We start from the raw sequence: 11,491 nt of genomic DNA, 5'->3' as shown, positions 1-11,491 counted from the left end.
TTCCATGCACGTCGTCATTCTCGCGGGCGGCAAAGGGGTCCGTCTGCGCCCGTACACCTCCGCGTTGCCCAAGCCCCTGGTGCCGATCGGGGAGGAGTACGCGATCCTCGACATCATCATGCAGCAGCTGGCCGGCCAGGGTTTCACCACGGCCACGCTCGCGGTCGGGCACCTGAGCCCGCTGATCCGCGCCTTCGTCGGCGACGGCTCGCGCTGGGGCATGACGGTGGACTACACCGAGGAGGTCACGCCGCTGTCCACGATCGGGCCGCTGTTCCCGATCAGGGACCGGCTGCCCGAGCACTTCCTGGTGATGAACGGGGACGTCCTCACCACGCTCAACTACGCGGAGCTGCTGACCAGCCACATGGAGACCGGCGCGCCGCTGACCGTGGCCACCTCGCCGCGCGTGGTGAAGATCGATTTCGGGGTGCTGGAGGCGCAGGGCGGCCGCATCGTCGGTTTCAGGGAGAAGCCGCTGCTCAGCTATCTGGTGAGCATGGGCGTCTACGCGCTGTCGCGCGAGACGATCGCGAAGTACCCGGAGGGCATGTCGTTCGGCTTCGACGAGCTGGTGCTCGACCTGCTCGCCCAGGACACCCCGCCCGGCGTGTACGAGTTCGACGGCTACTGGCTCGACATCGGCCGCCCCGACGACTACGACGAGGCGAACGCCCGTTTCGAGGAGATCAGACCGCTGCTGCTGCCGTCGCGGGACAAGGTGCGATGAGCCGTACGGTCCTGTTGTTCGGCGCCACGGGCTTCCTCGGGCGCCAGGTCAGGCACCTGCTGGAGGACGACCCGCGGGTCTCGCGGCTGGCGTGTCCCGGCCGGGCCGACCTCGACCTGCTGACCGCGACGCCGCGGGCCGCGGCCGACCTGCTGCGCGAGCTGCGGCCGTCGATCGTGCTGAACTGCACGGGCAGGATGTCGGGCGGCTACGACGAGCTCCTGCGCGGCAACGCCGGGGTCGCCGCCGTCCTGCTGGAGGCCATCGCCGCCGCCGTCCCCGGCGCCAGGTTCGTCCGCCTGGGCTCGGCCGCCGAATACGGCCCCGCGCCGTACGGTCACGCCCAGCGCGAGGACGACCCCGCCCGGCCCACCAGCGCCTACGGCATCAGCCACCTGGCAGGGACGCTCCTGGTCGAGCAGGCGAGCGAGGTCGACGCGATGTCCCTGCGGATCTTCAACCCGGTCGGCCCCGGCCTGTCGGGGGAGAACGTGCTGGGCCGCGCCCGCGACCTGCTGAGGACCGCCACCGGCCACCTCGACATGGGCCCGCTCGGCGCCATGCGGGACTTCGTGGACGTGCGGGACGTGGCCGACGCCGTGGTCCGCGCCGGGTTCGCGCCGGAACCGGCCGAGCGCGTGATCAACGTGGGCAGCGGCCGTGCCGTCGCCGTACGGGAGGCGGTCGCGCTGCTGACCGCCGAGTCGGGCTTCACGGGGGAGGTGCGCGAGCGCGAGCCCGAAGCCGCCCGCTCGCGGGCCGTGGACTGGAGCCAGGCCGACATCGAGCGGGCCCGGAACGTGCTCGGCTGGCGCCCGCGCATCCCGCTCGCCGACTCGGTGAAGGCGATGCTGTGAGGATCCTGCTCTCCATCGGCCTGGTGCTGGGCTCGCTGGCGTGCTCCGCACCACAGGTCCCCCTGACCGAGGTGCGGAGTTTCACCTACGTCCTGCAGGACTACCCCAAGGGACGCCTCGACGCGATAGCGCGGGCGCCGCACCAGCTGGCGATCATCGACCTCTCGCGCGACGCCACGATCAAGGGCTACTTCACCGCCGCGGAGATCGCCAAGGTGCGTGCCGGCGGCAAGAAGGTCCTGGCCTACTTCGAGATCGGCTCGATCGAGACCTTCCGCACCGAGTACCGCACCCTGCCCAGGGACCTGGTGCTCAACGTCTGGCCCGACTGGCCCGACGAGCGCTTCGTGCGCTACTGGGACCGGCGCTGGTGGGACACGGTCGTCAAACAGCGCGTCGACCAGGCCCTGCGCGCCGGATTCGACGGCGTCTACCTGGACACCCCGCTGGCGTACGAGGAGATCGACCTCAAGCGCACGCCCGGCGAGACCCGCAGGAGCCTCGGCAGGAAGATGACGGACCTGATCGTCCGCATCAGCAAATACGCCAAGGCCCAGCGCCCCGGCTTTCTCGTCGTCCCCCAGAACTCCCCGGAGCTGAGGCTCCACTCCGGCTACGTCCAGGCCATCGACGGCATCGGCATGGAGGAGCTGTTCTTCAAGGCCACGGACGACCCCTGCACCGAGGACTGGTGCGCGGAGAACCTGCGGCACGCCCTCGCCCTGCGCAAGCAGGGCAAGGCCGTGCTCGCCACCGACTACGCCAGACGACCGGTGAACGTCACTGCGGCGTGCGCCCGCTACGGCCGCCACGGCATCGCGGGAAACGCCACCACGGTCGAGCTCGACCGGATCAGTGACCCCTGTTCTAAGAGAGGATCTTGAGATGCCGAAGACAGTCGGCGTGATCGGCATGGGCTACGTGGGCCTGACGCTGACCGCCGCCCTGGCCCGCAAGGGCTACACCGTGTACGGCGTGGACGCCAGCCCCCGGGTGGTCGAGGCGCTGTCCAACGGCCGCATCCACGTGTACGAGCCCGGCGTCGAGGAGGCCTTCGCCGAGCACCTCGGCAGCACCGTCTTCATCTCCGACCGGCTGCCCGAGAACCTGCGGCTCGACGCGGCGATCCTGTCGGTCTCGACGCCCGTGGACCTGTCCACCGGCACGCCCGACCTGCGCAACCTCGCGGACGCCGCCCAGGACGTCGCCGAGCGCTGCGGGCCCGACACCCTGGTCGTCGTGCGCAGCACGGTGCCGATCGGCACCAGCCGGGCCGTCGTGCTGCCCGCGCTGACCGCGCGCTGGGGCAAGGCCAAGCTCGTCATGGCGCCGGAGCGCACCATCCAGGGTCAGGCGCTGCGCGAGCTGGTCGAGCTGCCCCAGGTGATCGGCGGGCTCGACGAGGAGAGCCTGCGGGCCGGCATCGAGGTGTTCAGCGGCCTGGCCGACCAGATCGTGCCCGTCTCCAGCATCGAGACGGCCGAGATGGTCAAGCTGTCCAACAACTGCCACACCGACCTGATCTACGCCTTCGGCAACGAGCTGGCGCTCATCGCCGAGCAGCACGGGCTCGACCCGCTGGAGGTCATCAGGGCCACGAACCTCGACTATCCGCGCCCCGACCTGGCCAAGCCCGGCTACGTGGGCGGCGGCTGCCTGTCCAAGGACCCGTACCTGATGATCGCGAGCACGTCGCGGAGCCCGTACCTGGTGGGCCAGGCGCGCAAGCTCAACGAGCGGCTGCCCGCGCACGTCGCCGAGCGTGTCGTGGAGCTGGTGCGCGAGACGGTCGGCCGGACCGAGGGCGTCAGGCTGTCGGTGCTCGGCTGGGCCTACAAGGGCTGGCCCGCGACCGACGACATGCGCGGCACGCCCATCGCCGACATGATGCCGCTGTTCAGGGCCGCGGGCCTCGTGGTCAGCGGCCATGACCCGCTGGTCTCCGACGAGGTCATCCGCGAGTACGGCGGCGAGCCCGTCAGCCTCGACAAGGCCTTCGCCGACGCCGACGCGATGATCGTGATCAACGACCACCCCGACTACCGCGCCCTTGAGGCCGAGACCATGCTCGGCTCCTCGGACCTGCGCGTCATCTTCGACTCGTGGCGCATCCTCGACGAGGCCGCGGTCATCAGGAACGGCGTACGTTACGCCGGAATCGGCTACGTGGCCAAGGAGGAGACGACGGTATGAAAGTCCTGCTGTTGGGCGGGGCCGGTTTCATCGGGCTGCACCTGGCCCGCAGGCTCCGCACGGACGGCCACGCCGTCACCGTCATCGACGACTTCTCCCGTGGCCGCCGCGACGACGAGCTGACCGCGCTGGACGTCGAGGTGCGCTCGGCCGACCTGACCGATCCGGCCTCCTACGCCGCGATCGAGCCGGGCTGGGACCAGATCTACATGCTGGCCGCGGTCGTCGGCGTGCGCAACGTCGAGAAGGACCCGGCCCGGGTGATCAGGGTCAACACGCTGGCGATGATGCACCTGCTCGACTGGCTGCGCCCGGGCGACAAGCTGTTCTTCGCCTCCACCAGCGAGGCGTACGCGGGCGGCGTGACCACCGGCCTGGTGCCCGTGCCCACGGCCGAGGACGTGCCGCTGGTGATCGAGGACGTGGCCTCGCCGCGCTACACCTACGCCATCAGCAAGATGCTCGGCGAGGCGGCCGTGCTGCACACGGCGCGGGCCAAGGGCTTCGAGGCCGTCATCGGCCGCTTCCACAACGTCTACGGCCCCCGCATGGGCGCCGACCACGTCATCCCCGAGCTGTCGCTGCGCGCGATGCGCGGCGAGGACCCGTTCCGCCTCTACGGCGCGGACCAGAGCAGGGCCTTCTGCTACGTGGACGACGCCGTCGAGGCGATGGTCCGGCTGATGGCCGAGCCGCGCGCCATGGGGCGGATCGTGCACATCGGCAACGACGCCGAGACCAACATCGGCGACCTGGCCAAGCTCGTCCTGCGGATCGCCGAGGTGAGCCCCGCCATCGACGACGTGCCCGCGCCCGCGGGCTCGGTCGCACGCCGCTGCCCCGACCTCACGCTGCTGCGCGAGCTGACCGGGTACGAGCCGCGCGTCGCTCTGGAGGAGGGCGTGCGCAGGACGTTCGCCTGGTACCAGGAATCGTGGAAGCCATGACCAGGGAGCCCATCGCGTTCTACTACGGGGCGGGGGAGCTGGAGCGGCTGTCGAGGTTCGACAAGGTCGTGCTCCAGCCGGACTTCTACAGCAGGCAGGAGCTCGACCTCCTGCGCGAGCGCGGCGTGCAGACGCTGGGCTACCTGTCGCTGACCGAGGACGTCGGCCCGCCGGCGCCGTGGCAGCGTGAGGAGCGCAACCCGGACTGGGGCGGCGCGTTCGTGTACACAGGCCACCCCGGGTGGGTGGCGCATGTGGTGGGCCAGGCCACGAGCGCGATGGCGGGCGGGTTCAGCGGCCTGTTCCTCGACACGTTGAACATCGAGTTCAACTACCCCGAGGACCTGCCGCACCTGCTCTACCTCATCGCGGCCATCAGGGAGGAGGCCAAGCCCGACTACCTGCTCGCCAACCGGGGGTTCGGGCTGCTGCCGCAGCTCGCCGACCTGGTGGACGGCATCCTCTTCGAGTCGTTCTCCGCCCGGTGGGTGGACACCGAGTCGTACGGGCCGTGGCCGGACGACGTGCTCGAAGTGCACGCGGAATACGCCGAGCGGCTGCTCGGCATGGACATCGACGTGTACGCCCTCGATTACGCCGAGGACGAGGAGCTCACCGAGTTCGCCTATCGCAGGGCGCACGAATTCGGCATGCTCTGCTTCGTCACCGACCGGGTGCTGTCGAAGATCTGAGACACGTGTCCCCGGGCCGGTCGGAGCAGGCCCAGCCCGGGGACACCACCGTCAGGTCGCGGACTGGCAGTTGTTGAAGGCGGCTTCGGCCATTCTGGTGGAGTAGTCGTCGTTGAAACCCAGCGAGTGGAACCGCTTGTAAACGGTGTCGAACACGGCATAGCACCCCATGCCGTCATTGAAACTGTCGGGGCTGGCACTGGCCGCGGCGGGCACTGCCGCCAAAGTCGCGCCGGCCACCCCCACTGTCGCGATCAGCATGGTGAGGCGTCTGGTCATGGACGTCATCGCACTCCTCACGGCGGTAAGCGGAGGCGACGCGTCCTCGCGTCGCGATCTCCGTTGTATAGGGGCGCTTCCATCGCGTCTATCCTCCTTCCGGCCGAAGATCGACTCGCGCGACTCTAGGTGAGGAGCGTGTAGTCCTCCAGCGTCGGCGGCCAGAGGGCGTCGTCGCCCGCCATGGCCTCCGGCTCGTACGTGTGCAGCTCCAGCGCCAGGTCGTCGGCGCACCAGTAGGCCGCCTCGCGGTGGGCGTCGCGGCCCTCGCACCACAGCCTGCGCTCCCGATGGATGACGTACACGAAATAGGCGTACGACTCGACGTCGCGGTGGGCGACGCGGGCGGTGTCCAGCTCCTCGTGCGCCTCGTACACCACGCCGGTGCGGCCGTCGAGGAAGAGGTACCAGGTGCCCGGCCCGTCGAGCATGAACAGCGCGCCGAGCTCGTCCGGCAGGCCCGCGCAGGCGCGCAGCTCGTCCACGCTGCCGGGCCAGAACTCGGTCAGGGGCTCGGCGAAGCGGCGATGCTCGCCCGTCCAGCCGGGCTGGTTGAGGCCGTCCACGGGCAGGCCGACCTCGGCCAGGAAGCGGCGGGTGGGCGCGTGCGTGATCGCGGGGTGGATTTCGTCGTCGTGCGGCCGGACGACGCCTTCCGGGCCGTACAGGTCTTCCAGCAGCTCGCGCGTGACCCTGGTCGGCGGGCGGCGGAGCGGGAGCGGGGTGATGGCGTCGGGTTCGCCCGCCAGGCGCTCGTGATGGGCCAGGTGATCGCTGACGTACGCGGGCGGGGACAGCTCGGCCGAGACCGGCCAGCCGCGCATGACGGCGGCCAGCTCCCCGTGCGCCGCCGCCGGCGGGGCGACGGCCTCGGCCAGGGAGGGCAGGCCGATGGCGTACGCGGGCAGGCGCGGCTCGGCCAGGGGCAGCCGGTCCGCGGCCTCCGCCACGCCGCGGGCGGCGGCCTCCGGATCGTCGCGGTGCCGGCCGCAGTGCAGCAACCGCCACGTGTACGGGCCGATCGGGGCGAAGGCGAGGGCCAGCGTGCCGGCGGCGGCGCGGGCCTCCGGCGACAGACCGTCCAGCCAGGCACGCGCCACCCGTACGTCCATCGGCAGGTCAGGGCCCGGGTCGGCGCCCCCGGCCCGGGCGGCGAGCGCGGCGAGCCCCGGCGACGGGTAGACCTGGCCGGCGGTGAACGGTGAGCGCTCCACCCGTTCGGCGTCGTACCAGGCGGTGAAGGCGGCGCGGTCGGTGGCCCGCGGGTCGTCCAGGTCCAGGACGTACGCCGGCGGGCCGAGACCGACCGCGGCGTCCGGGTGACTGAGCTCCACGAGCAGGCGGACGTGCGGGTTGACGGCCAGGGGAAGGACGAGCTCGGCGAACGCGCGCTCGGGATCGTTGCTCCGGTGGGCGTCGGCCACGGTGACGAGCACGGGCCGGTCGAGGGCGGCCAGGTCGGCGCCGTCGAGCTTGAACTGCCCGGCCAGCTCACCCACGGCGTCGTCCACGTCCATGCCGCGCAGGCGCATCGCCGCCTCGCCGGGGCCCGGGTAGCCCGACCAGTCCCAGATGCCGGAGTAGCTGAACCAGGACAGCAGCCGGGTCTTGCCGGCGGCGGGCGAGCCGGTGACCACGCAGATCCGCGGCCCGTAGGGGTCCTCCCGCCAGCGCAGCAGGGCGTCCGCGGCGGGGGCGCGACCGGCGGTGGGCTCGTCGCGGATACCGCGTCCGGGGCGCGCCTCCACCCAGGCGGGCACGGCCGCCAGGTAGTCGGGGACCGCGGGCGGCTCGCCCAGGAGCGCTCGGACGAACGTCGCGATGGCCGCGTGGAACTCGGGCATCGACGCCGCGGTCTCGGCCCAGTCTTCTCGTATCCCCGTCACGCAGGGCTCGTCCTTGTGCCGGACCAGCCTCATGCGGTCGTCGTCGTGATCGTCGGCCAGCTCGCGCAGGTGCTCGAAGAACGCGTCCTGGATCTTCCGCAGCCTGCCGACGTGCTCACGCAGCAGCTGCGCCTCCGGGCGCTCGCCGAGCTCGGCCAGCACACCGTCGAAGTGCGCGATCCGCACGTCCGGCCAGGGCAGGCCGACGACCTGGAACGCGGTGAGGAGGGGGGAGGGGAGATCGCGCGGCACTTCCATGGTGGCGACGAGTTTAGGCCAGGACCGCGACGCCACCCCGGCGCACCCGCCGGCCGGAGCGGCGCGGGACCGATGCGCGGCGACAGGCCGTTGACGGCCTGATGCTACGGTTGGCTCACCGTTGTGATCATAAGGGGACGTATGTTCGGCATTGTCCGCCCGTGTCGGCACGTCCTGTGCAAAGGGCTCTACGCGGACTGGATGGGCCACTTGTGCGGACTCTGCCTGGCCCTCCGCGACGAGCACGGACACCTGTCCCGTCTGGTGACCAACTATGACGGCCTGCTCGTGTCCGTCCTGACCGAGGCTCAGACGTCCGCGCCCACGTCGCGCCGGAAGGCGGGCCCGTGCGCGCTGCGCGGCTTCAAGGGCGCCGACGTGGTGGAGTCCGAGGGGGTACGGCTGGCGGCCTCGGTGTCGCTGCTCCTGGCGGCCGGCAAGGTGAACGACCACGTGGCGGACGGCGACGGCATGTACGCCCGGCGCCCTGTGGCCGCCGGCGCCACCCGCCTGGCGGGCCGCTGGTCCTCCGCCGGTACGGCCACGGCCGGCACGCTGGGCTTCGACCCCACCCCGCTGACGGCGGCGGCCGCCCGCCAGGCCCTCCTGGAACGCGTCCCCGCCCAGAGGCCCCCGGGCAGCGGCGCGGCCCCCGGATTACGAGAGTTGACGGGACCCACCGAGGACGCTGTTGCGGCGGCGTTCGCGCACACGGGGGTGCTCGCGGGCAAGCCGCACAACCGCGAGGCCCTGGAGGCGGCCGGTCGCGGGTTCGGGAGGCTGGCCCACCTGATCGACGCGGTGGAGGACCTGGCCGACGACCGGGCGTCCGGGGCGTACAACCCGCTGGCCGCCACCGGCACCGGCCTGGCCGAGGCGCGCCGCCACTGCGACGCCGCGCACGCCGACCTGCGCGCCGCCGTGGATGCGCTCGACCTGCCTCGCCCGGCCCTGACCCGCGCCCTACTGGTACGGGAAACCGGCAACGCCGTCTCCCGAGCCTTCGCCACCGCCGGATCGCAAACCGCCGCAGGAACGCACGGCCCCGATCACGGCCCCGGTCACTCACCGGGGCATACACCGGGCCACTCACCGGGCCACCCGCCCGGCGATCCCGGCGCACCGCCGGGACGACGGCCGCCGAAGCGGGATCCCGGCGGGCTGCTGTCGCTGGCGTGCGCCGCGTTGACCTGCTGCACCTGCGGCCTGTACCGGCCCGCCTGGGACGAGGACCGCGAAGGCTCCTGCTGCGAGCGCTTCGACTGTTCCGGTTATGAGTGCTGCAGCAACTGCGGCAACTGTTGTTCCTGCTGCTCGGGCGAGGACGGCGGTTGCGGTTGTGGTTGCGACGGCTGCAGCTGCGACTGCTAGCTGCGGTCGACGGCTGCGACTGCTCACTGCCGAGGCCAGGCACCCCGGGGAACGCGGTAGAGGACTCGCGGCACCGTGTGCCTTGCAGCAGATCGAAGCGTTGATCCTCGATCTGTAGCCCCTCGGGTACGGCCAGGTCGCCGAATGCCTCCGTCAGCAGACAGGTACCGGGTTTGCCGCCCCATTGCAGGCTCAGGACAGGAGCCGCCCGGCCAGCGTGGACAACTCCGCCGCGCGGCCGTTGGGTTGCCCCGGCAGTTGCTGACCGAGTGGGGCAGCGCGGTCTATGTGCAACGCCAGGGTGATGCAGCGTGGGAGGAGCGGGGCGGCTGGTCGGAGCGCATGCTGAATCAGACCTATGGGTCCGGTTACGTGCACACTCTCGTGATGCGGCTGGAGCGCGGCAAGGCCGGCGGCCCTGTGCCGGGTCACACCCTGGGCGCGTTGCACCACGTCTATGCGATCAGTGGCCGGCTCCGTACCGGCCCATCGATGACCAGGTCGAGCTGGCGGCCGGCGACTTCGCCCGGTTTCCCGGCGACGTCCCGCACCAGCACGTCTGCCTGACCGACCGCGTCGTCCTGCACGTCACCACGACCATCCCGCAGGCCCGCCAGTTCGGCGCTCCGCGGTGACGAACAGCGAGATCAGAGGCCGGCGACAACCGAGAAACCCCAGGTCGAACGTGGTATTGGTGAGTAGGGCGGGTGGGACTTGAACCCGCGACCCACGGATGATGAGTCGGCTCGATTGGTGCCGCTCGGCGTCGCGGGATGACGTTCTCTATCGCTGCGTCCCAGATCCGGTACTTCACGTCGACGTCTGCTGATGTGGCGTTCGTCGATCCGTGCAGTTGCGGTCGCCGCTGAAGTCGCCGTCGATCTCGTGCTCGCCGAGGCCCGAGACCACCGCGCTGCAGGGCGCGCGCTCACTTCCTGCCTGCGGTGCTGCGGTCGCATCGGCCGCAGCTCACAGCACGGAGCTGTGTTTCGAGCGGGATGGTCCTCCGTCGCCCCTCCTCCGTATAATACTTATTTCAGGTAGACTTTATAGTAAATGGGGCGATCGTGAAGTTCCTCGCCAGCACGCTGTTGTCGAACGATCCGGCGCTGTCGCTGTCCGGGGAGAGCGAGCACGACCGGTTACGCGCTACGGTCGAGCTCGCCGTGTGGGCCGAGCGGGTCGGCTACGACGGCTTCGGCGTGGGGGAGCGGCACAACCCTGCGTTCCTGTCCCCGTCCCCGGCGGTGCTGCTGTCGCACATCGCCGCGCGGACGTCGACCATCCGGCTGTTCACCACGGTGGCCGTGCTGTCGCTCAACGACCCGGTGCGGGTGGCCGAGGACTACGCCATGCTCGATCACCTCAGCGACGGCCGCCTGGAGCTGATCATCGGCAAGGGCAACGACGCGCCGTCACTGAAGCTCTTCGGGGCGCGCGAGGAGGAGCAGTGGGACCGGCTCGCCGAGGCGTACGAGCTGCTGCGGCGGCTGTGGCGTGAGGAGCGGGTCACCTGGTCAGGACGATTCCGCCCGCCTCTCGACGAGGTGACGACCCGGCCGCGCCCTTTCCAGCGGCCCGCCCCCCGCGTGTGGCACGGCTCTGCCTCCAGCCGGCGCTCCACCGAGCTGGCCGCCGCCTTCGGCGACCCGCTGTACTCTGCCAACGGCTTCAAGCCCGCCGCGCACTACCTGGAGCTGGTCCGGCACTATCGGGAGCGGCTGGCACACCACGGCCACGACCCCGCGGCGATCCCCCTGGGGCTGGGCGCCCACTCGCCGGTGATCGCCACCCGCTCCCAGGACGCCTACGAGCTGGCCCGCCCGGCGTTCGAACGCTTCCGCCGGCAACCGGTCGCCGCGAGCAACGGCTTCTCCTACGACAGCCTGGAGGACTTCGTCGCCCGCGGCTCGGCGCTGATCGGCAGTCCCGCGCAGATCACCGACAAGCTGCTCGCCCTGCACGCCGACTTCGGCAACGACCTGTTCGGCGTCGGCTTCGAGGGCTTCTTCTTCACCGACGCCGCCACCACGCGGGGCCACCTGGAGCGCTTCTTCGCCGAGGTGGTGCCGGTCATTCGCGCCGAGCTGCGCTGACCTGCGGGTCAGGCCCGCCACGGCGAGCCGGAACAGCCGCTCCGCCCGGGCGGCGGGATCGGGACGGAGCCTACTCCCGCCACGCAGGCGATCTGCTCCAGGGAGGCGGCGTCGAGATCCTCTCGGCCCGCGGCTACGACATCCTGGGCGACGCCATCGACTTCGGCCGGCAGGTGATCCCC

The 11,491-nt window shown here is 71.3% G+C and carries 11 protein-coding genes; 8 read left to right on the top strand and 3 right to left on the bottom strand.

Going from position 1 to position 11,491, the window contains the following annotated elements; translation table 11 throughout:
- Positions 1-4 precede the first annotated feature (4 nt).
- The 6 genes from ACBR40_RS15225 to ACBR40_RS15200 are packed head-to-tail and all read left to right on the top strand — an operon-like array spanning position 5 to position 5,419.
- Entirely contained in the window at positions 5-730 is a 726-nt protein-coding gene (locus ACBR40_RS15225) for a sugar phosphate nucleotidyltransferase (protein WP_364458183.1), read from the top strand.
- Positions 727-1,587 carry an NAD-dependent epimerase/dehydratase family protein gene (locus ACBR40_RS15220; RefSeq protein ID WP_371249094.1) on the top strand — a complete coding sequence of 287 codons (861 nt, stop codon included), beginning with the start codon at positions 727-729 and terminating at the stop codon, positions 1,585-1,587. The genes ACBR40_RS15225 and ACBR40_RS15220 overlap by 4 nt, the downstream gene beginning before the upstream one ends.
- Positions 1,584-2,471, top strand: coding sequence for an endo alpha-1,4 polygalactosaminidase (locus ACBR40_RS15215; protein ID WP_344219682.1), 888 nt, complete (start codon positions 1,584-1,586; stop codon positions 2,469-2,471). The genes ACBR40_RS15220 and ACBR40_RS15215 overlap by 4 nt, the downstream gene beginning before the upstream one ends.
- 1 nt (position 2,472) lies before the next feature.
- Complete coding sequence (locus ACBR40_RS15210; RefSeq protein WP_344219680.1) at positions 2,473-3,780, top strand: nucleotide sugar dehydrogenase; 1,308 nt, start codon at positions 2,473-2,475, stop codon at positions 3,778-3,780.
- The gene (locus ACBR40_RS15205) at positions 3,777-4,727 is read left to right on the top strand and encodes an NAD-dependent epimerase/dehydratase family protein (RefSeq protein WP_371249093.1); all 951 of its coding nucleotides are present in this window, start codon (positions 3,777-3,779) and stop codon (positions 4,725-4,727) included. Before ACBR40_RS15210 ends, ACBR40_RS15205 begins: the two co-directional genes overlap by 4 nt.
- Entirely contained in the window at positions 4,724-5,419 is a 696-nt protein-coding gene (locus ACBR40_RS15200) for a hypothetical protein (protein ID WP_344219676.1), read from the top strand. Before ACBR40_RS15205 ends, ACBR40_RS15200 begins: the two co-directional genes overlap by 4 nt.
- 51 nt (positions 5,420-5,470) lie before the next feature.
- Here the strand turns inward: ACBR40_RS15200 and ACBR40_RS15195 are convergent, their stop codons facing one another.
- Both ACBR40_RS15195 and ACBR40_RS15190 read right to left on the bottom strand, forming a co-directional pair.
- Positions 5,471-5,698, bottom strand: a complete 228-nt coding sequence (locus ACBR40_RS15195) for a hypothetical protein (protein WP_371249092.1) — start codon at positions 5,696-5,698, stop codon at positions 5,471-5,473.
- Between the two features lie 125 nt (positions 5,699-5,823).
- Complete coding sequence (locus tag ACBR40_RS15190; RefSeq protein ID WP_371249091.1) at positions 5,824-7,842, bottom strand: SUKH-4 family immunity protein; 2,019 nt, start codon at positions 7,840-7,842, stop codon at positions 5,824-5,826.
- 141 nt (positions 7,843-7,983) lie between these two features.
- Between ACBR40_RS15190 and ACBR40_RS15185 the strand changes: the two genes are divergently transcribed.
- Complete coding sequence (locus ACBR40_RS15185) at positions 7,984-9,213, top strand: DUF5685 family protein (RefSeq protein WP_371249090.1); 1,230 nt, start codon at positions 7,984-7,986, stop codon at positions 9,211-9,213.
- 455 nt (positions 9,214-9,668) lie between these two features.
- On the opposite strand, the gene ACBR40_RS15180 is transcribed toward ACBR40_RS15185, so the two are convergent.
- A complete protein-coding gene (locus tag ACBR40_RS15180; RefSeq protein ID WP_344219668.1) occupies positions 9,669-9,800 on the bottom strand; it encodes a hypothetical protein in 132 nt (43 codons plus the stop codon).
- 480 nt (positions 9,801-10,280) lie between these two features.
- Here ACBR40_RS15180 and ACBR40_RS15175 point away from each other — a divergent pair, with 480 nt between their 5' ends.
- Positions 10,281-11,309 carry an LLM class flavin-dependent oxidoreductase gene (locus ACBR40_RS15175; RefSeq protein ID WP_344219666.1) on the top strand — a complete coding sequence of 343 codons (1,029 nt, stop codon included), beginning with the start codon at positions 10,281-10,283 and terminating at the stop codon, positions 11,307-11,309.
- The last annotated feature ends 182 nt before the right edge of the window (positions 11,310-11,491 follow it).

The organism is Nonomuraea sp. AD125B, assembly GCF_041402765.1.
In the GTDB taxonomy this organism is placed as follows: Bacteria; Actinomycetota; Actinomycetes; order Streptosporangiales; family Streptosporangiaceae; genus Nonomuraea; species Nonomuraea bangladeshensis.
This window is presented reverse-complemented; position numbering and strand designations above follow the sequence as displayed.